The 26250-nt window shown below is 70.4% G+C and carries 26 protein-coding genes and 1 pseudogene; 6 read left to right on the top strand and 21 right to left on the bottom strand.

Annotated features, from left to right (window positions below; genetic code table 11):
* Together FV218_RS15360 and FV218_RS15355 are read left to right on the top strand one after the other, a co-directional pair.
* Positions 1 to 397 (top strand): annotated as a pseudogene (locus tag FV218_RS15360) (AMP-dependent synthetase); the annotation flags it as partial.
* A complete protein-coding gene (locus tag FV218_RS15355; RefSeq protein WP_147710577.1) occupies positions 390 to 1691 on the top strand; it encodes an alanine racemase in 1302 nt (433 codons plus the stop codon). The pseudogene FV218_RS15360 and the gene FV218_RS15355, both read left to right, overlap by 8 nt.
* Here FV218_RS15355 and mntR read toward each other — a convergent pair.
* Positions 1688 to 2140 (bottom strand): manganese-binding transcriptional regulator MntR, encoded by a 453-nt coding sequence (gene mntR, locus FV218_RS15350; RefSeq protein WP_056092849.1) that lies wholly within the window; start codon positions 2138 to 2140, stop codon positions 1688 to 1690. The genes FV218_RS15355 and mntR overlap by 4 nt on opposite strands.
* Before the next feature lie 255 nt (positions 2141 to 2395).
* Between mntR and FV218_RS15345 the strand changes: the two genes are divergently transcribed.
* Both FV218_RS15345 and FV218_RS15340 read left to right on the top strand, forming a co-directional pair.
* Positions 2396 to 3808: an oligosaccharide flippase family protein gene (locus FV218_RS15345; RefSeq protein ID WP_147710575.1), complete on the top strand. Its 1413-nt coding sequence runs from the start codon at positions 2396 to 2398 to the stop codon at positions 3806 to 3808.
* Positions 3808 to 5031, top strand: coding sequence for a GNAT family N-acetyltransferase (locus tag FV218_RS15340; RefSeq protein WP_147710573.1), 1224 nt, complete (start codon positions 3808 to 3810; stop codon positions 5029 to 5031). Before FV218_RS15345 ends, FV218_RS15340 begins: the two co-directional genes overlap by 1 nt.
* Here FV218_RS15340 and FV218_RS15335 read toward each other — a convergent pair.
* Together FV218_RS15335 and FV218_RS15330 are read right to left on the bottom strand one after the other, a co-directional pair.
* Positions 5012 to 5362 (bottom strand): hypothetical protein, encoded by a 351-nt coding sequence (locus tag FV218_RS15335; protein WP_246685139.1) that lies wholly within the window; start codon positions 5360 to 5362, stop codon positions 5012 to 5014. The genes FV218_RS15340 and FV218_RS15335 overlap by 20 nt on opposite strands.
* 7 nt (positions 5363 to 5369) lie before the next feature.
* Positions 5370 to 5612 (bottom strand): hypothetical protein, encoded by a 243-nt coding sequence (locus tag FV218_RS15330; protein ID WP_147710569.1) that lies wholly within the window; start codon positions 5610 to 5612, stop codon positions 5370 to 5372.
* A gap of 199 nt (positions 5613 to 5811) precedes the next feature.
* Here FV218_RS15330 and sseA point away from each other — a divergent pair, with 199 nt between their 5' ends.
* A complete protein-coding gene (sseA, locus tag FV218_RS15325; RefSeq protein ID WP_147710567.1) occupies positions 5812 to 6657 on the top strand; it encodes a 3-mercaptopyruvate sulfurtransferase in 846 nt (281 codons plus the stop codon).
* 52 nt (positions 6658 to 6709) lie between these two features.
* Positions 6710 to 7528, top strand: coding sequence for an urease accessory protein UreD (locus FV218_RS15320; protein ID WP_147710581.1), 819 nt, complete (start codon positions 6710 to 6712; stop codon positions 7526 to 7528).
* A gap of 60 nt (positions 7529 to 7588) precedes the next feature.
* On the opposite strand, the gene FV218_RS15315 is transcribed toward FV218_RS15320, so the two are convergent.
* The 18 genes from FV218_RS15315 to mgtE all read right to left on the bottom strand — a co-directional run bounded on the left by FV218_RS15315 (position 7589) and on the right by mgtE (position 26201).
* Positions 7589 to 8518, bottom strand: coding sequence for a transporter substrate-binding domain-containing protein (locus FV218_RS15315; RefSeq protein WP_147710565.1), 930 nt, complete (start codon positions 8516 to 8518; stop codon positions 7589 to 7591).
* A gap of 319 nt (positions 8519 to 8837) precedes the next feature.
* Complete coding sequence (locus tag FV218_RS15310; RefSeq protein WP_147710563.1) at positions 8838 to 10490, bottom strand: porin; 1653 nt, start codon at positions 10488 to 10490, stop codon at positions 8838 to 8840.
* A gap of 643 nt (positions 10491 to 11133) precedes the next feature.
* Positions 11134 to 12774, bottom strand: coding sequence for a porin (locus FV218_RS15305; RefSeq protein WP_147710561.1), 1641 nt, complete (start codon positions 12772 to 12774; stop codon positions 11134 to 11136).
* Positions 12775 to 13542: 768 nt separating this feature from the next.
* Positions 13543 to 14856: a hemolysin family protein gene (locus FV218_RS15300; protein WP_056094142.1), complete on the bottom strand. Its 1314-nt coding sequence runs from the start codon at positions 14854 to 14856 to the stop codon at positions 13543 to 13545.
* A gap of 124 nt (positions 14857 to 14980) precedes the next feature.
* Positions 14981 to 15952 (bottom strand): type I pantothenate kinase, encoded by a 972-nt coding sequence (coaA, locus tag FV218_RS15295; RefSeq protein ID WP_147710579.1) that lies wholly within the window; start codon positions 15950 to 15952, stop codon positions 14981 to 14983.
* A gap of 44 nt (positions 15953 to 15996) precedes the next feature.
* Positions 15997 to 16320 carry a phosphoribosyl-ATP diphosphatase gene (locus FV218_RS15290; RefSeq protein WP_147710559.1) on the bottom strand — a complete coding sequence of 108 codons (324 nt, stop codon included), beginning with the start codon at positions 16318 to 16320 and terminating at the stop codon, positions 15997 to 15999.
* A 95-nt stretch (positions 16321 to 16415) separates the two neighbouring features.
* Positions 16416 to 17192 (bottom strand): imidazole glycerol phosphate synthase subunit HisF, encoded by a 777-nt coding sequence (gene hisF / locus FV218_RS15285; protein WP_147710557.1) that lies wholly within the window; start codon positions 17190 to 17192, stop codon positions 16416 to 16418.
* Positions 17193 to 17199: 7 nt separating this feature from the next.
* Positions 17200 to 17481, bottom strand: a complete 282-nt coding sequence (locus tag FV218_RS15280; RefSeq protein ID WP_147710555.1) for a hypothetical protein — start codon at positions 17479 to 17481, stop codon at positions 17200 to 17202.
* Entirely contained in the window at positions 17478 to 17873 is a 396-nt protein-coding gene (locus FV218_RS15275; RefSeq protein ID WP_147710553.1) for a hypothetical protein, read from the bottom strand. The genes FV218_RS15280 and FV218_RS15275 overlap by 4 nt, the downstream gene beginning before the upstream one ends.
* Positions 17870 to 18646 carry a 1-(5-phosphoribosyl)-5-[(5-phosphoribosylamino)methylideneamino]imidazole-4-carboxamide isomerase gene (gene hisA / locus FV218_RS15270; RefSeq protein WP_147710551.1) on the bottom strand — a complete coding sequence of 259 codons (777 nt, stop codon included), beginning with the start codon at positions 18644 to 18646 and terminating at the stop codon, positions 17870 to 17872. Before hisA ends, FV218_RS15275 begins: the two co-directional genes overlap by 4 nt.
* Positions 18647 to 18689: 43 nt before the next feature.
* Positions 18690 to 19349: an imidazole glycerol phosphate synthase subunit HisH gene (hisH, locus tag FV218_RS15265; RefSeq protein ID WP_056092881.1), complete on the bottom strand. Its 660-nt coding sequence runs from the start codon at positions 19347 to 19349 to the stop codon at positions 18690 to 18692.
* Entirely contained in the window at positions 19346 to 19831 is a 486-nt protein-coding gene (locus FV218_RS15260; RefSeq protein ID WP_056092884.1) for a DUF2628 domain-containing protein, read from the bottom strand. The genes hisH and FV218_RS15260 overlap by 4 nt, the downstream gene beginning before the upstream one ends.
* A 29-nt stretch (positions 19832 to 19860) precedes the next feature.
* Positions 19861 to 20448 carry an imidazoleglycerol-phosphate dehydratase HisB gene (gene hisB, locus FV218_RS15255; RefSeq protein ID WP_056092886.1) on the bottom strand — a complete coding sequence of 196 codons (588 nt, stop codon included), beginning with the start codon at positions 20446 to 20448 and terminating at the stop codon, positions 19861 to 19863.
* Positions 20449 to 20802: 354 nt separating this feature from the next.
* Positions 20803 to 21678, bottom strand: a complete 876-nt coding sequence (locus FV218_RS15250; RefSeq protein WP_147710549.1) for an S-methyl-5'-thioadenosine phosphorylase — start codon at positions 21676 to 21678, stop codon at positions 20803 to 20805.
* A gap of 125 nt (positions 21679 to 21803) precedes the next feature.
* Positions 21804 to 22700: a cytochrome c1 gene (locus FV218_RS15245; protein WP_147710547.1), complete on the bottom strand. Its 897-nt coding sequence runs from the start codon at positions 22698 to 22700 to the stop codon at positions 21804 to 21806.
* A gap of 22 nt (positions 22701 to 22722) precedes the next feature.
* Positions 22723 to 24009, bottom strand: a complete 1287-nt coding sequence (locus FV218_RS15240) for a cytochrome b N-terminal domain-containing protein (protein WP_056092895.1) — start codon at positions 24007 to 24009, stop codon at positions 22723 to 22725.
* 48 nt (positions 24010 to 24057) lie between these two features.
* A complete protein-coding gene (gene petA / locus FV218_RS15235) occupies positions 24058 to 24657 on the bottom strand; it encodes a ubiquinol-cytochrome c reductase iron-sulfur subunit (RefSeq protein WP_082476538.1) in 600 nt (199 codons plus the stop codon).
* A gap of 173 nt (positions 24658 to 24830) precedes the next feature.
* A complete protein-coding gene (mgtE, locus tag FV218_RS15230; RefSeq protein ID WP_056092899.1) occupies positions 24831 to 26201 on the bottom strand; it encodes a magnesium transporter in 1371 nt (456 codons plus the stop codon).
* Positions 26202 to 26250: the final 49 nt, after the last annotated feature.

The following is a 26250-nucleotide window of genomic DNA, read 5'->3' as shown; positions in this document are numbered from 1 at the left end:
CCGCGCCCCCGGCGGCCCGCCCCTGTGCCGCTCGGGCGACATCGTGGTCGAGGACGAGGCCGGCTACTTCACCTTTGTCGGGCGCGACGACGCCATGATCAAGACGTCGGGGTTTCGCGTCAGCCCGGGCGAGGTCGAGGCGGCCCTGATGGCGACGGGCGCCTTCCGGGCCGTCGCGGTCATCGGCCTGCCCGACGCGAGCCTCGGGCAGCGCATCCACGCCGTCGTCATCCCCGCCGAGGGCGGCCCGACGCCGGAGGCGGCCCTCCGGTCCCTGCGCGAGACCCTGGCGCCGCACCTGGTGCCCCGCTCCGTCGAGGCGGTGGCGTCGCTTGCCGTCACCCCCAACGGCAAGGTCGATTACAAGCGCCTCGCCGCGGAGCGCCGGGATGCCTGAGGCCGACGACCTCGCCCGACGCCTGATCGCGGAAAACTTTTCCCGCCTGGACGGGGCGATCCGCGTCGGCGGCCTCGCTCTGGCCGACCTCGCCCGGACCCACGGCACGCCCCTCTTCGTCTACGACGCCGCCCTCATGCGCCGGGCCTACCGCGCCCTGTCGCGGGCCGTCGCGGGCTTCGCGACGGTGGACTACTCCGTCAAGGCCAACCCGTGCCCGGCGGTGATCCGCGTGTTCGCCGACGAGGGCGCCGGCGCCGAGATCGCCTCGGGCGCCGAGTTCGCCGCGGCCCTGGCCGCTGGCGTCGCGCCGCAAAAGATCCTGTTCGCCGGACCGGGCAAGAGCGACGCCGATCTCGACCGGGTCGTGGCCGGCGGCATCGGCGAGATCCACCTGGAGAATATCGAAGAGATGGTGCGGGTCGCCGCCGCCGCCGCGCGTCACGGGCGGCGCGCGGCCGTGGCGATCCGGGTCAATCCGGGGCCGGACGCCCAGGGCGGCGCCATGCGGATGGGGGGCAAGCCCTCGCCCTTCGGCTTCGACGAGGAAGAGCTCGACGCCGTCGTCGACGGGGTCGCGGCCGAGCCCCACCTGCGCCTGACCGGCCTCCACCTCTTTGCCGGAACGCAGGGGCTCTCGGCGGCCGTCCTCCTCGGGCAATGGGCCTACGGCCTGCGGCTGGCGTCCCGGGTCGCCGCACGGATCGGGCGCCCCCTCGACACCGTCGATCTCGGCGGCGGCCTCGGCATCCCGTACTTCGCCGGGGACGCGGCCCTCGACCTCGAGGCGATCCACGCCGGCATCCCGGCCCTACGGGCGACGGTCGCCGCCGATCCCGGCCTCGCCGGTGCCCGCATCGTCCTGGAGCCGGGGCGCTATCTCGTCGGACCCGCCGGCCTCTACGTGGCGCGGGTGCGGGCGGTGAAGATCTCGCGCGGGCAGCGCTTCGTGATCACGGATGGCGGCATGCACCATCACCTCGCCGCCTCGGGCAACCTCGGACAGATCGTCAAGCGCGACTATCCGGTGGTCGCCGTCGTGGAGCCCGCTGATTCCGTGCGCACGCCCGCCGCCGTGGTCGGGCCCCTCTGTACGCCCCTCGACATGCTGGCCCGCGCCGCTCCCCTGCCCGACCTCGCCGCCGGCGACCTCGTCGCCGTGCTGCAATCGGGCGCCTACGGCCTCACCGCGAGCCCAACGGGGTTTTTGAGTCACCCGCTGCCGGCCGAGATCCTGGTCGATGGCGGGCGGGCGACGGCGATCGGGCCGTGGCGCTCCGGGATGGATCCCTAGGATTTGCTCTCCGAAAACAGCCGGAAGGCTTCGAGGGTCTCGGCGCTCACATGGTGCTCGATGCCCTCGGCATCGCGCCGGGCCGTCTCGGCGCTGACCCCGAGGGCGCACAGGAATTTCTCGACGATGCGGTGGCGCTCGCGGCTCTGGACGGCGAGGGCCTGGCCGGCCGCCGTGAGGAACACGCCGCGATAGGGCCGCTGCTGGACGAAGCCATCCTCGACGAGGCGCTTGAGCATCTTGGCCACGGTGGGTTGGGCCACGCCGAGGCGGGCGGCGATGTCGACCTGGCGTGCCTCGCCGCCGTCGCCGATGAGATCGGCGATGAGTTCGACGTAATCCTCCACCAGCTCCAGACGTCGCGCTTCGCGGGCCTGGCGAAAGCTCTCCACGTGCACGTCGGGATCGACGAGGGGGGACGCGGGATCGGATCGCGACGAATCCTGCATGTGACCGGCCGTCTCCCTTCCCGCGGGTGCACCGGATCGGCGCTCGCACCCGGCTGTGTAGCGAAGCCGGACCGGGAAAGGGACCCCCTTCGGCTGAGGACCCGGCCGTGTTGACGCCTCGGCAACGGCCGCATGCTAGGTCTTCACCACCGCCTCGGCCAAGGGGCGGCGGCGCGGACTCAAGCGAAAGTTGCACGTGAACGCGACGCGATCCCCCCTCGGTCCGGGACATGACCCGCCCCCGGCGGCCCGGCTTTGATCGCCCGCCACACCCTGACCTATGTCGGCTCGCGCGGGGTGGCCGCGGCCCTCAACATGGCGTCCCTCGCGGTCTTCACCCGGCTCGCCCCGGCGGAGGCCTATGGCGGCTACCTGCTGATCCTGTCCTGGGCCCTGGTCCTCTACGGCGCCACCTGCCAGTGGCCGAAATTCTCATTCTTCGCCCTCTACGACGAGGCCCGCGCGCCGGTTCAGGTCGGTACGGTGGTGCGCCTCCTCGGGGCGATGATCGGGCTCGCCGCCCTGGCCGCCGCCCTCGGCGCCTGGCTCGGGATCGTCGCGCCCGCCGCCGCCGCCGCCATCGTGGCGGCGGTCCTCGGCATGATGGTGTTCGAGGGGGCCTGCGAGATCGCCCGCACCCGTCTCGAAGTCGGCGCGGTCGCCTCCGCCATCGTCCTGCGCGCCGTCCTCGTCCTCGGCCTCGGCAGCGGCGTCCTTCTCCTCACCGGCCACGCCGTCGATCTGCTCCTCGCCTCGGCGCTCGCCAACGTGCTGGCGGCCGTGCCGCCCCTCGCCGCCCTCGGATCGCTCCTGCGCGGGCGCGGCAGCTGGGCGGAGGCCCGTCGCCTCGTCGCTTACGGCTGGCCCCTGGTCCTGTCCTTCGCCGCCGCGGCCCTGGCCCAGACCATCGACCGTCTCATCATCGGCCAGAGCGTCGGCGTGGCCGAACTCGGCGCCTACGGGGCGTTCTCGGACTTCCTGCGCCAGAGCTTCGTCGTGTTCGGCGACAGCATCGCCCTGGCCCTCGTCTCCATCGCCAAGCGCGAGGCCCGGGACGGCGGGATGGAGGCCGCCCGGCCCGTCCTCGAAGGGGCCGCCCGCCTGATGGCCCTCATCGCGGCCTTCGGGGCTGTGTTCTTCCTCGCCTTCGACGACCTCGTCGTCGCCGTGCTGCTCGGGCCCGACTACCGGGCCGCCGCCCTCGGCGTCGCGCCCCTGCTCGTGGCCGCCAGCGTCTTCCTGATGCTGCGCTCGTACTATTTCGGGCAGATCATCTACTTCTCGGCGTCGAGCCGCCTCGATGCCGTCGCCTCCGTCACCCTCCTGGTCGCCATTAGCGGCCTCTCGGCTGTGCTGATTCCACCCTACGGCATCACCGGCGCGGCCATCGCCGTGGTGCTCGGACAGGCGCTGGCCTGCCTCGTCTTCGTCTTCGGCGACCGTACCGGCCTGCGCATGCCGGTGCCCTGGCGCGATGTCGCGACCATCGGAGCCACCGCCCTCGCCTGCCGGATCGCCATCGCGTGGATCGAGGCGTCGGGCGCCGGACGCACGGCCACGTCCGTCGCCGTCGAACTCGCCCTCCTCGGGCTCGGCGCCGGCGCGATGGCGTGGCGCTTCGACATCCTCGGGCTCGCCGGCCTGCTCCGGCGCCGGCGCGCGGCCTGATGCGCGCGCCCGGTCACGGCCCCGTGGTGCGACTAACCGATGGAGGCGTCGCCGCCCTGCGCGCCCTCGATCCGGCCGCCCCGTGGCTGCCGGCCTGGCGTGACCTGAGCCGGCGGCCCTTCGTCGAGAATCTGTTCTACGACCCCGACTTCGCCCTGGCGGCGCTCGGCGCCTTCGGGGACGGGGTGGACATCCTCCTCGTCGGCGACCGGCCGCCGGAGGAGCCAGGCCTGCGCCTCGCCGCCGTGTGGCCGTGCCGGCGCGGGCGCGGCCGCTGGGGCGTTCCCTTGCGCCTCACCCTGGGGTGGATGCACGGCTTCGGCGTCTTCGGCGTTCCCCTGCTCGATCCCGAGGCCCCGGACAGGGCCCTCGACGGCCTCCTGCGCGGCGCCGCTCGCCTCGCCGGTCCCCGCCTGATGCTGCCCTACGTTCCGACGAACGGGCCTTTCGCCGACCTCCTGGCACGGGCCTGCCGGCGCCATGGCCTCGCCCGCGCGGAGTTCTGGGAGCATGCCCGGGCGGTCCTCGACCTGTCGGATCGCACGGGCCCCGAGCGCGCCGCCTATCTCGACCACCTCTCGCCCCGCCGCCGCCGGCGCCTGCGCCAATCGGCCGAGCGCCTCGCCCCCCTGATCTTCGAGACCGTCCGCGATCCGGCCGATCTCCGCGCCGCCCTCGACGACTACATCGCCCTCGAAGGCTCCGGCTGGAAGGGCCGGGCCGGCACCGCCATCGGCGACGCCCCCGGGGAGAGCGCGTTCCTGCACGCGTCCGTGGCCGCCTTCGGCGCCCTCGGCCGGGTGCGCATCGACCGCCTGCGCCGCGACGGGACGACCCTGGCGAGCGCGGTTACCTTCGTCGGCGGCGCACGGGCGTGGTGCCTGAAGATCTCCTTCCTGGAGGCGGAGGCCCGCGACTCCCCCGGCGCGCAGCTGCTCCATCACCTGACGCGGAGCCTCATCGCCGACGCCGCCCTCGACGGTGCCGATTCCTGCGCGCCCCCGGATTTCCGCCTCGCCGAGACGTTCTGGGCCGAACGGATGCCCCTGGCGCATGTCCTGATCGCGGCGCCGGGGGGCGACCGGCTGTTCGGCCTCGCCCGGAGGCTCGAAGGCCTGCGGGCCCGGATGAGCCGGATGCTCGCCCGACGGACCTGGGCGCAGGGCCGCAAGGGCGCCCGCGCGGCCGGAGCGCCGGACGCCCCTACCAGCCGAAGCGACTGATCCGCGCCTGGGCCGCCGCGACGGCTCCGGGATCGCGGCCGAGGGCGGCGAGGCGCTGCGACCAGTCGTGGCAGGCCACGCAGAACGGCAGGTTCGCGAGCACGATCCCCTCCCGCGACCGGGCAACCGAGCCGATGAGGCAGGCGATGGGGATTTCCGAATCGGGCCGTCCGAGGCAATCGCTGCGCGGGCTTCCGAAGAGCGGCCGGTTCGGCCAGTCGAGGACGATCACCGTGCCGCCACGGCGGTCGGGGGCGGGCGGCAGGCTGTAGCTGCGCAGGAACAGGGCCGCGAAGGCCAGGACCAGGGCCGGTACGAGGAGGCGCCCCATGATCGCCTCAGGCCGGCTCGTCGAAGCGGCTTCGGCGGAACACCTCGGTGCCGGCCCCGTCGATGACCCGCACGGCTTCCGCCGGCCCGCCGCTGCGCTGGGGCGCGCGGGCCCGGGCGAACAGGCCCAGGGCCCGCTCCGTGGCCGCGTCGAGGCTGCCGACGCGGACGGAGACGCGCTGGCGCACGGGGTCCTCGCCGGGCTCGTCGGGACCGAGAATCTCGATGTGGAAGGTTTCGCGTGGGGTCAAGGGCGAGGCGGCTCCGGCCTTTTCGAATGGGGCGATGGCTCACATAGGGCATCGGCGGCGATCGGGCGCGCGAAAGGCGCGTTTCCCGACCGTCCGCCTCCACCCTTGCCGGCCGATCGATACAAGTCACCCGGCGGATGCAACATGCGCCGGGATATGGTTCAGTGGCGCCTCCCTCACGTGCATGGACCCAAGCATCATGGCGACGACGCCCTTCGTGACCGTGGATTGGCTGAAAGTCCGGATCGAGGCCCCCGACATCGTCGTCCTCGACGGGTCCTGGTACCTGCCGGCGCAGGGGCGCGACGCGGCGGCGGAGTACCGGGCCGGGCACATCCCCGGGGCCGTCCGCTTCGACATCGACGCCATGAGCGACGAGACTTCGGGCCTGCCGCACATGCTGCCGCGCCCGGAGGTTTTTGCCGCGCGGATGCGGGCGCTCGGCGTCGGCGACGGGGCGCAGATCGTGGTCTATGACGGGATGGGCCTGTTCTCGGCGCCCCGGGTGCGCTGGATGCTGCAGGTGTTCGGCGTGCGCGACGTGGCGCTGCTGGAGGGCGGATTTCCGGCCTGGGTCGCGGCGGGCGGGGCGGTCGAGGACGGCGAGGGCCGGCCGCGCGAGCGCCGCCACTTCACCGCCCGCCTCGACAACGGCGCGGTGGCGGACGCGCAAGACATTGCCCGCGCTCTCGAATCCGGCTCGGCCCAGGTGGTCGACGCGCGCTCCGCTCCGCGCTTCCGCGGCGAGGAGGCGGAGCCCCGCCCCGGCGTCCGCCCCGGTCACATGCCGGGGGCCCTGAACGTCCATTACGCGGCGCTGCAGGCCGATGGCCGGCTCAAGGACCCCGACGCCCTGAGGGCGGTGTTCGCGGAGAACGGCGTCGATCCGGACCGGCCCGTGGTCACCACCTGCGGATCGGGGGTCACCGCCGCCATCGTCTCCCTGGCCCTGGAGAGCCTCGGCCGGCCCGCCCGCGCCCTCTACGACGGGTCGTGGTCGGACTGGGGCGCGGACCCGGCGCGGCCCGTGGCCACCGGCGCATGAGGTGTCGGCGCGCGCCGTTCCACGCCCCGACGTGACGCTCCCCGACCGTTCCATGCCGCCGACGCGCCAGCGCTCGGACGGGCGCGTGCACCTGCGCGTCGGACGGATCGGGCACGACACCCGGATCCTCGACATCGCCGAATCCGGTCCCCTGCGCGTGCGCCTTCCGCGCGGGCCGGCGGGGCCGTGCGAGGCGGTGCTCCTGAACAGCGCCGGCGGCATCGCCTGCGGCGACCGGTTCACCGTGTCCGTCGCCGTGGGCGCCGGCGCCGGCCTCGTCCTCACCACCACGGCGGCGGAGAAGGTCTACCGCTCGGACGGGCCCGGCACGGTGATCGAAACGACGGCCGCGGTGGCGGCGGGCGGCCACCTCGCCTTCCTGCCGCAGGAGACGATCCTGTTCGACGGGGTCAGCCTCCGGCGCAGCCTCACCGTCGATCTCGCGGGGGATGCGGGCCTGCTCGCCTTCGAGGCCGTGACCTTCGGGCGGGTGGCGCGGGGCGAGCGGATTCGCGACGGGCGCTTCCACGACCACTGGCGCATCCGCCGCGACGGCCGCCTCGCCTACGCCGATTCGGTCCGCCTCGACGGGGCGATCGCGGACGCCCTGACGCGGGCCGCCATCGGCGGCGACGCGCGGGCGATGGCGACGCTCGTCGACATGTCGCCGGGCGCGGAAGGCCGCCTGGAGGCGATGCGGGCCCTGCTCGAAGCGGGTGCGCGGGACGGCGTGATGGCGGCGGCGAGCGCCTGGAACGGCCACCTCGTGGTGCGCTTCCTCGGGGCCGACCCGGCGGCCCTGCGAGCGCTCGCGCAAGCCGTCCTCGTCGGCTACCGGGGCGTGCCCCTCCCCCGGGTGTGGCAGGCGTGACGGAAAAAGGGGCCCCGGCATCGCCGGAGCCCCCAGGGTCATCGGATCGGGCGGTCGGCCTCAGTAGGCGGCCGGATCGGGGCTGTCGCTCGGGTTGGCGAAGGTCTTCACCATGGCCTCGCTCATGGGCAGGTTCAGGTTGATGCCGCGGGGCGGGATCGGCTTAGTGAACCAGGTGTCGTACAGCGCCTTGCCCTCGGGGCTCTTGTAGAGCTTGGCCGTGGCGGCATCGACCACCGCCTTGAACGGGGCGTCGTCCTTGCGCAGCATGATGCCGTAGGGCTCGGGCTTCGACAGGGCCTCGCTCGAGATGGTGTAGGCGCCCGGGTCCTTGGAACTGGCGGCCAGGGAAGCGAGGAGCACGTCGTCCATCACGAAGGCGACGGCGCGGCCGGTCTCGACCATGAGGAACGCCTCGGCGTGGTCCTTGGCCGGCAGGATGGTCATGCCGAGGTTGCCCGCGGTGTTGGCCTCGTTGATCTGGCGGATGTTGGTGGTGCCCGAGGTCGAGACCACGGTCTTGCCCTTGAGGTCGGCGAGCTTGTCGAGCTTGGCCGTCTTCTTCGACACGAAGCGGGTGGCCGTGAGGAAGTGGGTGTTGGTGAAGGTGGCCTGTTTCTGCCGGTCGGGGTTGTTCGTCGTCGAGCCGCACTCGAGGTCGATGGTCCCGTTGGCGATGAGCGGGATGCGGGTCGCGGAGGTGACCGGGTTGAGCTTGACCTCGACGTTCGGCAGTTTGAGGTGGACCTTCACCGCCTCGGCGATCTTCTTGCAGATCTCGAAGGCGTAGCCGACGGGCTTCTGCTCGTTGTCGAGGTAGGAGAACGGCACCGACGCGTCGCGGTAGCCGATGGTGATCTGGTTGGTTTCCTTGATCTTCTTCAGGGTCCCGGTCAGGTCCTCCGCCCGGGCGGCGCCCGTAGCTGTGGCCGAGACCGCAAGGGCGACGAACGCCGCCGTGACGGCGGATCTTGAGTGGCGCGAACGCATGGGCAGGCTGACTCCGGGGGGCGATCGCCGCGACGGCCATCGCTCAAGGTACCTATAGCAAGTTAGCGGCGGTCCTCACCGAAGCAATCGGTGTTTTCCACGCATCGCAGGGAATGCGCGGGGGCTCGCGCGCCGGGGTCCGACTAGCAATGCACGTGCCGCCGCCGGACATGCATTCGCCGGACATGCATTTGCCGTCGCCGGGGATGACTGACGCAAAAAGGCCCGGCTTCGCAGCCGGGCCAGTTCACAGGTCTCGAAGTTCGAATGGTCTCCACCGGTCGGATGTCGCGACGACACCCGACCGGTCGGCGTCGACTTAGAAGTCGCGCTGGATGCGCATGCGCATCTGGTAGGTGTCGTCGGCCGTGACCGTCTTGACGTTGCCATTGGCGAGGTTGATCGCGTTGACCGCACCGTTGGAGCGGGTCTGATCGACCACCCGGCCGCTCTGGACGCCGACCTTGGTGTAGAGGCCCTCGACGCCGATATCGAGATCCTTGACGGGCGACCAGATCAGGCTGGCGCCGGCGACGACCTGGTAGGTGTCACGCAGCACGGGGCTGACGTTGTAGGACGGCGTGCCGATGATGCCGGTGAACTGCGAGCCGGCGAGGGCATTGACGGTGGCGGCGCTGGCGCCGGGGGCGCCGGTGGCGGTGGCGTAGGCCAGGGCGTTGTTGAAGCGGGCGCCGCGGGCGAAGCTCAGCTCGCCGTAGCTGGCGAAGATCGCCGAACGCCACTCGGGCGACCAGTAGTGCAGGAACGAACCGACGACGGTGAACGAGGTCGAGAGCTCGATCTTGCCCGTGAGCGGGTTGAGGGTCGCATCCGACATGTAGGGGTCGAAGGCGGCGCCCGCGATGGTGCTGACGCGGGAGGCGTAGGACCCGTTGTACGAGGAGTAGCCGGTGTAGAGGGTCGCGCCCTCGCCGTAGGCGCCCTGGAGGTAGAACGTGTCGCCGGGGGCGATGAACGGCATGTTGATCTTCACGCCGCCCTGAACGGCCCAGCCGAACTCGGAGGCGGGGCGCTGGGTGAAGCCGCCGAAGTTGGCGATGGGCACGCCGGCCGGGGCGCCGAAGGTAGCGGCCGAGTAGCCCTGGATGAAGTTGGCGGTGTTCAGCTCCTTGGCGGCGGCCGAGAGCTGGGCCGAACCCCAGGCGGCGTCGTAGCGCAGGACACCGACGAAGTCGGGGACGCGGTTGCGCTGGGACACGTCGACGGCGCCGAAGACCGGGCGGCCGAAGGCGTCGGTGCTGATCAGGACGCGCTGGGGTGCCGGGGAGGTGGTGGCCTCCTGCGAGTAGATGGTGTTGCGGCGGAAGCTGGGATCTTCGAGCGAGACCGTGGCCGAGAAGCCGCCGGTGCCGAGCTTGGTCGTGTAGGCGAGCAGGTTGGTGGAGGCGAGGTCCGAACCACCCGTGCCGCCCATGATCTCGAAGTCGTGGGCGTAGAAGTCGAAGAACGACGAGGCGCGACCGGCGGTGAGGCCGGCGAACTGGATGAACGCCTTCTCGGTGCTCACGAACTGCTGGACGCGGCCGAACTGATCCTGACCGGTGGCGCCGAAGGCGTTGCCGATGCGCTCCTGGGTGCCCGAGCGCAGGCCCTGGGTCGAACCGGTACGGGAGGCGAATTCAAGGCGGGTGAAGGCGCGCAGGGTGCCGTAGGCGGTCTGCGTGCGGGCGTCGACGTTGATACGGGCCAGGCCGCGGTAGCCGGTGGTGTCGCCGTTGCTGCCGGAGCGGCTGTCCTGCTGCTGGTAGCCGATTTCGAGGCGCGCGCGGCCCGAGAGACGGATGCAGGTATCGGTGCCGGGGATGTAGAAGAAGCCGGCGCCGTAGGCGGAGCAGACGCGGACGTATTCGATGGGGGCAGCCTTCTTGACCGGGAGGTCGGCTGCGTGTGCTCCGGCAACGGCTGCGAAACCCGCAGCAGAGGCAAGAAGCGAGCTCTTCAAGAGCTTCATTGATATCTCCAAAAGCTTCAAGACCCGAGGGATGGACGACTGCAGGCATGATGATCCGAAAGGAACCCGACCCGTGTCGTCCTTATCTTTCAACAGCCGAGCGTTTTCGCTGGTTTGCAGAAGTGTTGCGCTGGCGATGCCCCCAGTGCCCAGTCACTCTGTGCGAGCCGGTTCCGTCGGGCAACTCGAAAACGTGATCGGTACTGCGGTTCCGCCCCCGTGTTGCGGCGGTGCAACGTTGCACAGGCGGCTAAGCGTATGAGGAAGAGCACGATTTCCGGGCGACGGCCGGCCCCGCCCCGCTCCGCCCAGTCGGTCGGACTGTGCTACGTTTCCGCCCATTTCGGCAAAATGATTCCACGTTTCGGCGTGAAAACGGCCGAATGTGCCCGTTTGGTATATTGAACGATGTATTCATAGGCAGGGGCGGGATTATTTCTGAAGACCCTCGGTTCGGGCGTGCGAGCCCAGCGAACTCCGATCCGGGGCCGCCGCCCGTCCCGCCCGGCCGGCGGCGGCCTGTGGACGGAATGCCGGGCCGGCACCGTCTCGCCGGGCATCGCTCAGGGCGCGGACAGCAGGGTCACGACGGCCTTCGTGAACGGCCGGGTATCTTGGCGACACCCGACCGGTTCGCGTCGCCTCAGAAGTCGCGCTGGATGCGCATGCGCAGCTGGTAGGTGTCGTCGGCGGTCACCGTCTTGACGTTGCCGTTGGCGATGTTTGCCGCCGTGACGGCACCGCGCGAGCGGGTCTGATCGACCACGCGGCCGCTCTGGACGCCGACCTTGGTGTAGAGGCCCTCGACGCCGATATCGAGATCCTTGACGGGCGACCAGATCAGGCTGGCGCCGGCGACGATCTGATAGGTGTCGCGCAGGACCGGGCTGACGCCGAACGAGGTCTGGCCGACGACGCCGGTGAACTGCGAACCCGCCAGGGCATTGACGGCGGCCGCGCTGCCACCGGCGGCGCCCGTCGCGTAGGCGAGGGCGTTGCCGGCACGGGCGCCGGGGGCGAACTTCAATTCGCCGTAGCTGGAGAACACGGCCGAACGCCATTGGGGCGACCAGTAGTGCAGGAACGAACCGACGACGGTGAACGAGGTCGAGAGCTCGATCTTGCCCGTGAGCGGGTTGAGGGTCGCGTCCGACATGTAGGGGTCGAAGGCGGCGCCGTTGATGGTGCTGGTGCGCGAGGAGTAGGAGCCGTTGTACGCGGAGTAGCCGGTGTAGAGGGTCGCGCCCTCGCCGTAGGCGCCCTGGAGGTAGAGGGTGTCGCCGGGGGCGATGAACGGCAGGTTGATCTTCACGCCGCCCTGCACGGCCCAGCCGAACTCGGAGGCGGGGCGCTGGGTGAAGCCGGCGAAGTTGGCGATGGGCACGCCGGACGGGGGAGCACCCGCGGCGTAGCCCTGGATGAAGTTGGCGGTGTTCAGCTCCTTGGCGGCGGCCGAGAGCTGGGCCGAACCCCAGGCGGCGTCGTAGCGCAGGCTCCCGACGAAGTCGGGGACGCGGTTGCGCTGGGACACGTCGACGGCGCCGAAGACCGGGCGGCCGAAGGCATCGGTGCTGATCAGGACGCGCTGGGGCGCCGGGGAGGTTTGTGCCTCCTGCGAGAAGATGGTGTTGCGGCGGAAGCTCGGGTCCTCGAGGGAGATTGTGGCCGAGAGGCCGCCGGTGCCGAGCTTCGTCGTGTAGGCGAGCAGGTTGGTGGAGGCGAGGTCCGAACCACCCGTGCCGCCCATGATCTCGAAGTCGTGGGCGTAGAAGTCGAAGAACGACGAGGCGCGGCCGGCGGTGAGGCCGGCGAACTGGATGAACGCCTTCTCGGTGCTCACGAACTGCTGGACGCGGCCGACCTGATCCTGGCCGATGGCCTGGAAGGCGTTGCCGATGCGCTCCTGGGTGCCCGAGCGGATGCCCTGAGTGGAGCCGGTGCGGGAAGCGAATTCGAGGCGGGTGAAGGCGCGCAGGGTGCCGTAGGCGGTCTGCGTGCGGGCATCGACGTTGATCCGGGCCAGGCCGCGGTAGCCGGTGGTGTCGCCGCTGCCGCCGGTGCGGCTGTCCGTCTGTGCATAGCCGACCTCGAAGCGGGCGCGCCCCGAAAGCCGGATGCAGGTATCGGTGCCGGGGATGTAGAAGAAGCCGTTACCGTAGGCGGAGCAGACGCGGACGTATTCGATGGGGGCGGCCTTCTTGATCGGAAGATCGGCGGCCTGTGCTCCAGCGACGGCTGCAAGAAATGCGGCGGACGCGAGGAGCGAGCTCTTCAGGAGCTTCATTGATATCTCCAAAATCTTCGAAACCCAGGGGATAGGCGACTTCAGAGATAGCGGTCCGAAGGACACCGACCTTTGTCGTCTTTGTATTTGTAAATGTCAGGCATTTTAGCCTGTTTGCACGGTGTTGCACTGGATTTTGCCCGGTGCTTACTGACTTTGTGCAAGCCTGTTCGAGGGGGCAACACGAAAACGTGATCGCGCGCGCAACTCCCCCGCCGTGTTGCGGCGTTGCAACGCAGGTTGGGCGGCTAAATATCTGAAACGAAGCGGGTTTTTGGATCGATGCGGACGGCGCGGCGGCCCGGCCGGCGCGGCGGTCCGCACTCCGTCCGGCTCATTTCCGCGGAATCGTTGCGCTCTTCGAGCCGAAAACCCTCAGAATCGCCGATCGCGTCGCTTGAACGCCGTGTTCGATGGCAGGGGGGCGATGATGTCCGGAACCCGTCGGATGGGGGAATCGGCCGCGCGCTCGCGGATTCGCCGCCGGCGCGCCCCGCCCTCGCCCGGCGGCGCCCGGGCCGGCCTGCGGCCTTCGGGGGGGCGAAACCGACCCTGCGCCGAATCGCTCCGGATCGGGGCGCCGCGGCAAAACCCTGCGCCGCCCCGGCGATTCGGAGTCCGACGAAGTCGGCTGACCGCCCGCGATCGTTCGGCATGGAAGGCGTTCAGCCCGCCGCGACGCCTCGTTTCGAAACGTGGGAGCCGAGACGGAACCGGCACGCGCCGTCGAACCCGGCGCGGCCGAGGGGGCCCGCCCGGTCCGCCCCGTCAGGCGGGAATGGGCGTCGCCAGCACCTTGTCGACGCGGCGTCCGTCCATGTCGACGACCTCGAAGCGCCAGCCATGGGTTTCGAAATGGTCGCCGGCGGACGGGATGCGGCCGAGCTGGAAGATGACGAAGCCCGCCAGGGTGGCGAAGTCCTCGGTGTCCGGCCGCTCGACGAAGGCGAGGCGCTCGAAGGCCTGACCCGCCGGCATCATTCCGTCGATGAGCAGGGAGCCGTCCCCGCGCTCGACCACCGCCGGCTCGTCGCCGATCTCCGGGATGTCGCCCGCGATGGCCTCGAGCAGGTCGGTCTGGGTGACGATGCCCTCGAGGCTGCCGTACTCGTCCACCACGATGGCCATGCGCACGGGCTGAGCCTGAAAGATCTCCAGGACGGCGAGGATCGACAGGCTCTCGTGGACGACGGTGGGCGGCTGGGTCGCGGCCAGGACGTCGATGGTGCCGCCGTCGAGGACCTGGTTGAGCAGGTCCTGCTTGCGCACGACGCCGACGATCTCGTCGACCTGGGACCGGCTGACCACGATCTGGGCGTGGTCGCACTCGCGCACGGCCTTCAGGATCGCCTCGCGGTCGTCGTCGGCATCGACCCACTCGACCTCGTGGCGCGGCGTGATGATGTCGCGGACCTTGCGCTCGCCGATGGAGAAGATGCGCTCCACCGCCTCCTGCTGCGCCTCGCGGATCAGGCCGGCCTCCTGGCTCGCCTGGATCAGGAGGTTCAGTTCCGCCGTCGAGTGCAGGGAGCCCTCGCCGTGGCCGGCCTTGAGGCCGCACAGGCGCACGACGCCGTTGCCGAGGCCGTTGAGGAACAGGATCGCCGGGCGGAACACGAACAGGAACAGGCTCAGCGGCCGGACCACGGCCAGCGCCGTGCGCTCGCTGCGCTGGAGGGCGAGGCTCTTCGGGGCGAGTTCGCCGAGCACGATGTGCAGGGCCGTGATGATGACGAACGAGATCGCCACCGCGATGGTGTGGGTGGCGACCGCGCTCACGGAGGACGGCAGCCAGGCCAGCAGCGGCTCGATGAGGTGGGCCAGGGCCGGCTCGCCGACCCAGCCGAGCGCCAGGGACGAGATGGTGATGCCGAGCTGCGTCGCGGCCAGGTGCGCGTCGAGCTGGTCGGTGGCGCGCTGCAGGGCGGTGGCGTTGGTCCGGCGCTCGGTGACGAGTTCCGACACCCTGCTCCTGCGGACCGAGACGAGGGCGAACTCGGCGGCCACGAAGAACCCGTTGGCCAGGACGAGGACGAGGACGGCAACGAGGCCGAGGCCGGTTGCCCACGCTTGATCGGAAATCGTCGTCTCCACCGCCACGGGTCGTGGCGGGAGATCTAACAGTTGTGCCCCACGGGGCCAATCGCCTCAGGCGGTCCGCCCGCAGCAATATGAGGCAGACGCGCCGGGCGTCTCGGCCCGAACCTTACAACCGGCGCAGCGCCACGCTCTCGATGCGATGGCTGGCGCCCTTGGCGAGGATCAGGCTCGCGCGCTGGCGGGTCGGCAGGATGTTGTCGCGCAGGTTCGGCAGGTTGATGGTGGTCCACAGGGTGTCGGCGATCTCGAGGGCCTCGGCCTCCGTCACCTCGGCGTAGCGCCGGAAGTACGACAGGGGATCGCGGAACGCCGTCTGGCGCAGGCGCAGGAAGCGGTTGACGTACCAGCGGTGCAGGTCGTCCTCGTGGCCGTCGAGGTAGATCGAGAAGTCGAAGAAGTCGGACACGAACGGGATCGCGGTGCCGTCGCGGGGCAGGCGCGCCGGCTGCAGCACGTTGAGGCCCTCGACGATGAGGATGTCGGGGGAATCCACCACCCGCTCCTCGCCCGGCACCACGTCGTAGACGAGGTGGGAGTACAGGGGGGCGGCCACCTGCTTCTTGCCGGCCTTGATGTCCGTGAGGAAGCGTAGGAGTGCCGCCGTGTCGTAGCTCTCCGGGAACCCCTTGCGCTCCATGGCACCCATGGCCCGGAGTTCGGCGTTGGGCAGCAGGAAGCCGTCCGTGGTGATGAGATCGACCTTCGGGGTGTTGGGCCAGCGCGCCAGCAGGGCCTTGAGCACCCGCGCCGTGGTGGACTTGCCCACCGCCACGGAGCCGGCCACCCCGATGATGTACGGGACCTTGGCCTCGCGCTCGGCCATGAGGAAGCGCTGGGTCGCCTTGAACAGCCCCTGCGTCGCCGCGACGTAGAGGGAGAGCAGGCGCGACAGGGGCAGGTAGATCGCCTCGACCTCCTCCACCGAGATCGGGTCGTTGAGGGATTGCAGGCGCGTCACGTCCTCGGCGGTGAGGGTGAGGGGCGTGTCGGCGCGCAGCTGCGCCCATTCCTCGCGGGCGAACAGGCGGTAGGGCGAGAGCCGCTCCGGCCCGAGGCCGGTGACGGGGTCCTGCCCGATGGCGGGGTCGCGCTCCGGGTGCGGCGCCGCGACGGCGGCCCCGGTCACGTGTGCCTCCGGGCGGCCTTCTCGGCGATGCCGCTCTGGGCGGTGCGCCGTTCCAATTCGGCCATCACCTCGTCGAGGGCGACGCCGCCGGCGCGCAGGAGCACCACGAGGTGGTAGAGCACGTCCGCCGCCTCGCTCACCAAACCGTCATGGTCGCCCTGCACCGCGGCGATGGCGGCCTCGACGGCTTCCTCGCCGAGCTTCTTCGCCGGCTTCGCCGGCCCCCCGGACAGGAGCTTGGCGGTGTAGGATTGGTCGGCCGGGGCCTTGGCGCGATCCGCCACGAGGGCATCCAGGTCGGCGAGGGTGAAGTGGGTCATACGGTCCTGGAGTCCGGCGGTCCGGACTTATCGTGCCACCCGGCGGGGGCGGCGGCATTCCTGATCATGGGGCAAACCCGCTTCCGGACCCGGCGTCAAGCGTCGCGGCGCATGGACAGGCCCGCCGCCGCCATGTGGGCCTTGGCCTCGCCGATGCTGGCTTCCCCGAAATGGAAGATCGAGGCGGCGAGCACGGCGCTGGCATGGCCGTCGCGGACCCCGGCCACGAGGTCGTCGAGGCCGCCGACCCCGCCCGACGCGATCACCGGTACGCTCACGGCATCGGCGATGGCGCGGGTGAGCGCCAGGTCGTAGCCCGAGCGCATGCCGTCGCGGTCCATGGAGGTGACGAGCAACTCGCCGGCCCCGCGCGCCGTCACCGTGCGGGCGAACGCGATGGCGTCGAGGCCCGTGGGTTTGCGCCCGCCATGGGTGAAGATCTGCCAGGATTCAGGCTCGCCCGGCGCGGAGGTGCGCTTGGCGTCGATGGCAACGACGATGCACTGGCTGCCGAACTTTTCCGCCCCCCGCGCGACGAAGTCGGGATCGGCGACGGCGGCGGTGTTGATGGAAACCTTGTCGGCCCCGGCGAGCAGCAGGGTGCGGATGTCCGCCACCGTGCGGATGCCGCCGCCGACGGTGAGCGGCATGAAGCAGGCCTCCGCCGTGCGGCTCACCACGTCGAGGAGCGTGCCGCGGTCCTCGTGGCTCGCGGTGATGTCGAGGAAGCAGAGCTCGTCGGCCCCGGCGGCGTCGTAGGCTTTGGCCGCCTCCACGGGATCGCCGGCGTCGCGCAGTTCGAGGAACTGCACGCCCTTGACGACGCGGCCGTCCTTGACGTCGAGGCAGGGGATGATGCGGGTCTTGAGCACAAGATGCCTAGCTGTTGACGGGCTTGGGGGACTTGATGAAATCCCAGACGGATTGGCGGAGCCAACCACCGCGCTTGCTCTGTTCGAGCTTCACCACGAGAAAATGTGTTTCGGGAAGCCGCTCCCTCAGCAGTCCGGTCAGCCGCTCGACGGACTCGTCGGAAACCAGGCACACCGCGTTGTCGAAGAAGAACATCCAGTTCGCGATTTCCCGGAGGCCGTCGATCTGCGCGACGACGGCCGTGCGCGACGCCGTCGCCTGATCGAACGTGAGCAGATACGTGTTCATCGATCGTCCACGCCGCGTATCACGGGCGGCGGCTCCTGTTCGAGGCCCGGCGGATCGCCATGGGGCAGGCGAACGATCTCGCTGCCCTTCCGCCCCTTTCGCTCGATGATAGCGAGTTCCTCCATCCGTGCCAGATGCTCTTCGGACTGCAGACGATCGGGGTCCTTGATCGCGAAGCGCGTGTAGTGGCCGAGAAACCCGAGGGCGAAGAGGGCTCCGAAGCCGCTGAAGCCGTATCGCAGGACCGGGTCTTCCAGGAAGATCCAGGCGCACAGCCAGGAACCGGGGACGACGACGAGGGCGAGGTAGAGCAGCGGATTGAGGGCGCTGCTGACGCGGACGACGCCGAGGCGCGACACCGCGCTCCGGACGATCTCGTCGACGACGCTCAAGCGCCCTTTGCTTTCGCGATCCCACCCGTGGCCGCCGCGTTGCCCTTGGCCCTGGCGATGGCGGCGAGCGCCTCCCGCGGGTCGATGCGGCCGTCGTAGAGGGCGCGGCCCGTGATGGCGCCGGCGAGCAGGGCGCAGTCGGGCTCGAGAAGGCGGTGGACGTCGTCGATGGAGGCGAGGCCGCCCGAGGCGATCACCGGGATGGTGACGGCGCGGGCGAGGCCGAGGGTCATCTCGATGTTGAGGCCCTTGAGGATGCCGTCGCGGGCGATGTCCGTGTAGATCAGGGCGGCGACCCCGGCATCCTCGAACCGGCGCCCGAGTTCCTCGGCGGTCATGCTCGACGTGGTGGCCCAGCCCTCGACGGCGACGCGGCCGTCCTTGGCGTCGATGCCCACGGCGATCTTTCCGGGATAGAGCCGCGCCGCCTCGTGGACGAAGGCGGGGTCGCGGACGGCGGCCGTGCCGATGATGACTCGGCTGACCCCCTTGGCGAGCCACGCCTCCAGGGTCTTCATCTCGCGGATGCCGCCGCCGAGCTGCACCGGCAGCTTGGTCCGGGCCAGGATCGCGTCGACGGCGTCGGCGTTCATCGGTGCGCCCGCGAAGGCGCCGTCGAGGTCGACCACGTGCAGCCAGGGGAAGCCCTGTTCCTCGAACACGGCGGCCTGGGCGGCCGGATCGTCGCTGAACACGATGGCCTGGGCCATGTCGCCCTGCACGAGGCGAACGCAGCGCCCTTCCTTGAGATCGATGGCCGGGAACAGGATCACGCGTCGGTTCGCTTTCGGGCTGTACGTTGGGCGGGGTGGGGGCCTACGGCCGCCATGCCAGGAAATTCGCCAGGAGGGCGAGGCCGAGATGCTGGCTCTTCTCGGGGTGGAACTGCGTGCCGGCGACGTTGTCCCGCGCCACCATGGCGGTGACGGGCCCGCCGTAATCGCTGTGGGCCACCGTGTCGGCGGGATGCGACGGCTGCAGGGCGAAGCTGTGGACGAAGTAGGCGTGCAGGCCGTCCTCGCCGAGGGGAATACCGGCGAGCAGCGCGTGGTCGCGGTCGGCCGTCAGGGTGTTCCAGCCCATATGCGGCACCTTGAGCGCCGGATCGGCGGGGCGGATCGGGCCGACATCGCCGGGAATCCAGTCGAGGCCCGGCGTCGTCGCGTATTCGAGGCCGCGGGTGGCCAGGAGCTGCATGCCGACGCAGATGCCGAGGAACGGACGGGCCCGGACCTTGGCCGCGTGGGTCATGGCCGCGACCATGCCGGGCACGGCATCGAGGCCGGCGCGGCAATCGGCGTAGGCGCCGACGCCCGGCAGCACGACGCGGTCGGCGCTCGCCACGATCTCGGCGTCCGACGTCAGCACGATGCGGCTGTCGAGGCCGGCCTCGCGGGCGGCGCGCTCGAAGGCCTTGGCCGCCGAATGCAGGTTGCCCGAGCCGTAATCGATGATCGCGACGGTCTCGGGCGTCACCGCCGGCCCTCGCTGAACGGGAACATGCCGATGGCGGCCTCGCCCGTGCGGGACGGGGCGTTGGCGTAGGGCGCCAGCGTCGGGCGCGCCGGGGCGGTGCCGTCGAGCCAGCGGGCGGCGGCCTTCATCTCGGCCTCTTCGAGGCTGCCCGCCAGCACGGCATCCCGCACCGGGCGGCCCCGGCGGGCATAGGTCCAGCGCCGCAGGGACGAGGCTTCGAGGCCGACGAGCAGCTGCACGAGCAAGGCGACGACGAAGCCGGCGACCGGGTTCAGCGCGGCCGCGTGGCCGAGATAGGCCGTGGCGGCCAGGAGGGCGAGGACGCCCAGCGCGCTGAGCCACAGGCGATGAAACAGGAACCACAGGGGCCCGTAGGCGAAGGCCGCCCACGAGAAGCCGTCGGGCACGAGGTGCGCGCGCTCGAGTCCGTGAACCTCGCCCGCGAGGGCGTCCCGATCGAGGTGCAGCGTGTAGGTGCGCATGGCGTGTCCTCTCGTGCGACCCCGTTCGGTCAGAGCGAGCCCTTGGTCGAGGGAACGCGGCCGCCCTCGCGCGGATCGACGGCGACGGCCTGCCGCAAGGCGCGGGCCAGACCCTTGAAGCAGCTCTCGGCGATGTGGTGGGCGTTGTCGCCGTAGAGGGTCTCGACGTGGAGCGTGATCCCGGCGTTCATGGCGAAGGCCTGGAACCACTCGCGCACGAGTTCGGTGTCGAACTGCCCGATCTTCTCCACCTTGAAGGCGGTGCGGAACACGAGGAACGGCCGGCCGGAAATGTCGACCGCGACCCGCGTCAGGGCCTCGTCCATGGGCAGGTGGATGTCGGCGTAGCGCGCGATGCCGCTCTTGTCGGCCAGCGCCTGGGCGAAGGCCTGGCCGAGCGCGATGCCGGCATCCTCCGTGGTGTGGTGCTGATCGACGTGGAGGTCGCCGGTGACCGAGACCTCGATGTCGAACAGGGCGTGGCGCGCCATCAATTCGAGCATGTGGTCGAGGAAGCCGACGCCCGTCGCGATGGTGGCGCGGCCGGTCCCGTCGAGGTTGACCGCCACGTGGACGTCGGTCTCCGCCGTGCGGCGGTCGATGCTGGCGGCGCGCATGCCTGAAATTTGCTCTTGTGCGGTCGAATTCCGGGGTCGAGCCCGCCTTCTAGTGCCAACGGGGCCCGCCTGTGAAGGGAGCGGGCCCGCGATTCACTCGGTTTCCGGGCCATTCGCTCGGCCGATCCCGTCTGTCCCTCAAGCTCGATATCGAGCGCGGGTCCCCTCCCGTTAAAAGCTACGACATCCACGCCACCGCCCGGCGGCTGCTTTCGAAAGCCACGACGCGTCGGCACGAAGCGCGACGGACCCCCTCTCCTGTTTGGGAGAGGGTTGGGGTGAGGGTCGTGAACTCTCCGAATAAGTCCCACACCTCACCCTGTCCCTCTCCTTCCAGGAGAGGGAACCCGAGCATCACCCGTTCAGGACGCGGCCCGCCACGGCGTCGAGCTTGGTGAGCAGGGCCGGATCGCGCTGGGCCGGGGCGGTCATGATGGCGCCGTCGAGGGCCCGGTCGGAGCCGACGGGGCAGGCCTCGCGCGCCTCCGGGAAATCGCGGGCGAGGCGGGCGACGAGGCGGGCGGCCTTGTCGGCGTTGGCGCGGGCCACGGCGACCACGGCGGCGACGTCGACTGCGTCGTGGCCCGGATGCCAGCAGTCGAAATCCGTCACCATGGCGATGGTGGCGTAGGTGATCTCGGCCTCGCGGGCGAGCTTGGCCTCGGGCATGTTGGTCATGCCGATGACGTCGTAGCCCTGCGCCTTGTAGGTGGTGGACTCGGCGTAGGACGAGAATTGCGGGCCTTCCATGCAGACGTAGGTGCCGCCGCGATGGACCGCGATCTCCTCCGCCTGGGCCGCGTCGGCGATCCGCCCCTGCAGGGCCGGGCCGATGGGGTGGGCCAGGGATACGTGGGCGACGCAGCCGTTGCCGAAGAACGAGGATTCGCGGCCATGGGTGCGGTCGACGAACTGGTCGACGAGGACGAACAGGCCGGGATGGAGCTCGCTGCGGAACGAGCCGCAGGCGGAGAGCGAGACGAGGTCAGTGACGCCGGCCCGCTTCATCGCGTCGATGTTGGCGCGGTAGTTGATGCCGGTGGGCGAGAGGCGGTGGCCGCGTCCGTGGCGGGCGAGGAACACCACCTTGGTCCGGCCGATCCGGCCGATGCGCAGGGCGTCCGAGGGCTCGCCCCAGGGGGACCGCACCGCCTCTTCGCGAACATCCTCCAGGCCCGGCAGGTCGTAGACCCCCGAGCCGCCCATCACGCCGAGCACCGCTTGCGTCATCCGTCGCTCCATGAACTCAGCGCCGGTCGCCCCCGTGTGGGACGCCGGCGCTGTGGTGTTTCGGTGAGGACGGCGCCCGTGTCGAGCCCCGCCGCGTTCGATCGGCTCGGTCGGGTCCGATCGGCTCAGTAGGTCTTGTGCAGTTCCGGCTGGAGGCCGTGGACCTCGCCGCCGACCTTCGCCCAGATCTTCTTCTTGACGTAGTAGAGCAGGCCCGAGAGCACGATGAGGAACAGGATCACCCGCAGGCCCAGGGCTTTCCGCGCCATCATGTGCGGCTCGGCGGTCCAGGCCATGAACGCGGCGACGTCGGTCGCGTACTGGCTGACCGTCTCCGGCACCACCGGCTCGCCCTTGTCGGTCTTGGCGTAGGTGACCTGACCGTCGCTCAGGGGTTTGGGCATCGCGATGAGGTGGCCGGGATAGTACTTGTTCCAGTACGTGCCCGAGGGGACCTCCTTGCCGGCCGGCGGGTCCTCGTAGCCGTCGAGCACCGCGTGGATGTAGTCGACGCCGTGCTCGGTGTAGCCGACGATGGGCAGGGCGTCGGTGAGGAACTTCGGGAAGCCGCGCTCGAAGGTGCGGGCCTTGGCCAGCACCGAGAAGTCCGGCGGGGCCTTGCCGCCGTTGGCGGCGGCGGCGGCCTTCTCATTGGGGAACGGCGACGGGAAGGCGTCGGCGGCCCGGGCCGGCCGATCGACGTCCTCGCCGGAATCGTTCTGTTCCTTGACCTTGTACTCGGCGGCGAGCGCCTTGACCTGGCTGGCGGAAAAGCCGGGGCTGCCCGGCTCCGCGAGGTTGCGGAAGCGGACGAGGCTCATGCCGTGGCAGCTCGAACAGACCTCGCGGTAGACCTGGAAGCCGCGCTGGAGCTGGGCCTGGTCGAAGCGGCCGAACATGCCGGCGAAGCTCCACGCCTGGCGCGGCGGCTGGGGAGCGCCGTGCTCCTCCTCCGCCGAGGCCAGGGTGACGCTGAGGGTGGCCGCGACGAGGGTCGCGGCGAGGAGGCGGGTGGTTTTCATGGTTCTCAAAAGTCCCCTACCCTCAACCCTTGGACTGCGGTGCGGCCGCGGCCCCGGCCGGCATGCCAGACCCGGAGACCTGCTTGCCCGGACCGGTGACGCTCTCGAGGATCGAGTCCGGCAGGCGGTCGGGCGTCTCGAAGAGGCCGACGAGGGGCATCACGACGAGGAAGTGGAGGAAGTAGTAGGCCGTGCACAGGCGCGCGGCGATGACGTAGCCGCCCTCCGGCGGCTTGGCGCCGAGCCAGCCGAGCAGGACCGTGACCACGACGAACAGCCAGAAGAACTGACGGTAGATCGGGCGGTAATTGGCCGAGCGCACCCGCGAGGTGTCGAGCCAGGGCGCGAAGGCGAGGATGATCACGGCGCTGAACATCAGGATCACGCCGCCGAGCTTGTCCGGCACCGCCCGCAGGATCGCGTAGAACGGCAGGAAGTACCATTCCGGCACGATGTGGGCCGGGGTCACGGCGGCGTTGGCCGGGACGTAGTTGTCGGCGTGGCCGAGGTAGTTCGGCTGGTAGAAGATCCAGTAGGCGAAGAAGATGCCGAACACGACGGTGGCGAACACGTCCTTGACCGTGGCGTAGGGCGTGAACGGCACCGCGTCCTTGCTCGACTTGATCGGGATGCCGGCGGGGTTGTTCTGGCCGGTGACGTGCAGGGCCCAGACGTGGAGCACGACGACGCCGAGGATCATGAACGGCAGCAGGTAGTGGAGCGAGAAGAACCGGTTCAGGGTCGGGCTGCCCACCGAGTAGCCGCCCCAGAGCAGGCTCTGCACCGTCTCGCCGACGATGGGGATGGCGCCCAGGATGCTGGTGATGACGGTGGCGCCCCAGAAGCTCATCTGGCCCCACGGCAGGGTGTAGCCGAGGAAGGCGGTGGCCATCATCAGGAGGTAGATGATCACGCCGAGGATGTAGAGGATTTCGCGCGGGGCCTTGTACGAGCCGTAGTACAGCGCCCGGAACATGTGGATGTAGACGGCGACGAAGAACATCGACGCGCCGTTGGCGTGCATGTAGCGCAGGAGCCAGCCGTAATTCACGTCGCGCATGATGTGCTCGACGGAGTTGAACGCGTTGGCGGCCGACGGGTCGTAGTGCATCGCCAGCCAGATGCCGGTGACGATCTGCGACATCAGCATGGCGATGAGGATCGCGCCGAAGGTCCAGAAATAGTTGAGGTTGCGCGGCACCGGGAAGGCGACGAACGACGAGTGGACCAGCCCGACCAGGGGCAGCCGCGATTCGAACCACTTCGCCACGCGGCTCTTGGGAACGTAGGTGTTGGCGTGTGCGCTCATGGGGCTACCCGCTTCGAAGATGATTGCATGAAATCCCGTCGCCCTTCCTCAGGCCGCGGCCTTGCCGCCCTCTTCGCCGATGCGGATCTTGGCATCGGTCTCGAAGGCGTAGGGCGGAACCGGAAGGTTCGTCGGGGCGGGACCGCGGCGCACGCGGCCGGAGGTGTCGTAGAGGGAGCCGTGGCAGGGGCACGACCAGCCCTCGTACTGGCCCTGGTGGCCGATGGGGACGCAGCCGAGATGGGTGCAGTTGCCGTAGACCACGAGCCACTTGGCGTGGCCCTCCTTCACCCGGGCGGCGTCGGCCTGCGGATCGATTAGGTCCTTCATCGGGACGGCGGCGGCCTCCTTGATCTCCTTCTCGGTGCGGTGACGCACGAAGATGAGCTTGCCGCGCCAGAACACGTTGACGATCTGGCCTTCCTGGATCGGCGACAGGTCGACCTCGAGGGGGGCGCCCGCCGCGATGGTCTCGGCATCGGGCGCCATGGAGGCGACGAAGGGCCAGACCAGGGCGCCGGTGCCGACGGCGAGGGCCGCGCCGGTGGCGAGGAACATGAAGTCGCGCCGCGTGCCGTCCGTCCCGGGTACGGTGCCGTCGGCATTGACGGCCGTGGTGGCCGAGGGGGTAGCCGCGTGGTTCGCCAAGTGTCGGACTCCGAGCCGGGGATACGGGCACGGCCGGGGCGCGCGGGGCGCGCCGTGGCCGGGCGGGACATTAGAGGCTTTCGAAGGAAAGTCAGCCCGCCGGAGGCAAGCACCCTCCGGCAATTTTTTGCAATGCGACCCCGCGTCACCGGAAGTTCATCCGGCGGCGTTTGTCACAGGAGCGTCCCTTTCAGGATCAGCATCGCCACGGAGAAGTAGATCACCAGCCCGGTGACATCGACGAGGGTGGCGACGAACGGCGCCGAGGCCGTGGCCGGATCGAAGCCGAGGCGCTGGAGCAGGAACGGCAGCATCGAGCCCGTGAGCGAGCCGAAGGTGACGATGCCGACCAGCGCCGCGCCCACCGTCGCGGCCACCAGGGGCCAGTGCACCCCGTAATCGTACAGGCCGGTCTTCTGCCAGACGACGATGCGGACGATGCCGATGACGCCCAGAATCGTCCCGAGGACGAGGCCCGTGGGCACCTCGCGGATCGCCACCCGCCACCAGTCGCGCAGGCGGATCTCGTGCAGCGCCAGGGCACGGATGAGCAGGGAGGTCGCCTGGCTGCCCGAGTTGCCGCCCGAACTCATGATGAGGGGAATGAACAGGGTCAGGACGATGGCCTTCTCCAGCTCGCCCTCGAAGCCCTGCATGGCCGTGGCGGTCATCATCTCGCCGAGGAACAGGGCGCAGAGCCAGCCGGCCCGCTTCCGGATCATCGTGAAGAAGCCGATCTCCATGTAGGGCTCGGGCAGGGCCTCCATGCCGCCGAAGCGCTGCACGTCCTGGGTCTGCTTCTCCACCATGGCGTCGATCATGTCGTCGACGGTGACGATGCCGATGAGGTGGCCGACGGCGTCGATGACGGGGAGCGCCAGGAGATCGTACTTGGAGATGAGGCGCGCGGCCTCCTCGCGGCTCGCGGTGGGCGAGACCGCCAGCGGGCGCCGGCCCGGGGCGACGGAGAGCACGTTGTCGTCGGGGTCGCCCGAGATGAGGCGGCGCAGGGGCACCGCCTTGGTCAGGGCCCGGGTGCGGGGATCGAGGACGAAGATCGAGTAGATGGTCTCGCGGGTCTTCTCGACCTGGCGGACGTGGTCGAGGGTCTGGCGGATGGTCCAGTCGCCCGGCACGGTGACGAATTCCGTGGTCATCAGGGAGCCGACGCTCTCCTCGCCGTAGGCGCTGAGGCGATCGACGGCGCCGCGGGTCTCGGCATCGAGGCGGGCGCGGAGGTCCGAGCGTCCGGGCTCCTCGATCTCGCGGAACAGGTCGGTGATGCGGTCGGCCGACATGCCCGAGAGGTAGGAGGCGACCCGGTCGCGCGGCAGCATCTCGATGATGTCGGCGGCGTCGTCGAGTTCGGGCTGGTCGAGGACCTCGACGGCGCGCTCGTGCGGCAGGCCGAGGAGAATCGCGGCGGCGACCTCGGGCGCCTCCGCGTTGAGGGCCTCGACGATGTCGGGCGCGCGCTCGTCCGACAGGCGGGCGGCCAGGACCGAGGGATCGATCTTGGCCGGAAACGGAACGGTCGCGTTCATGGGCTCACCTCGCGCGGGGGCGCACGGCCGGGGGCCTGAAGCCGAGGGC

It is taken from the genome of Methylobacterium sp. WL69, assembly GCF_008039485.1.
In the GTDB taxonomy this organism is placed as follows: Bacteria; Pseudomonadota; Alphaproteobacteria; order Rhizobiales; family Beijerinckiaceae; genus Methylobacterium.
Note: the sequence above shows the minus strand (reverse complement) of the source record. Positions and strands in the feature narration are given on the sequence as shown.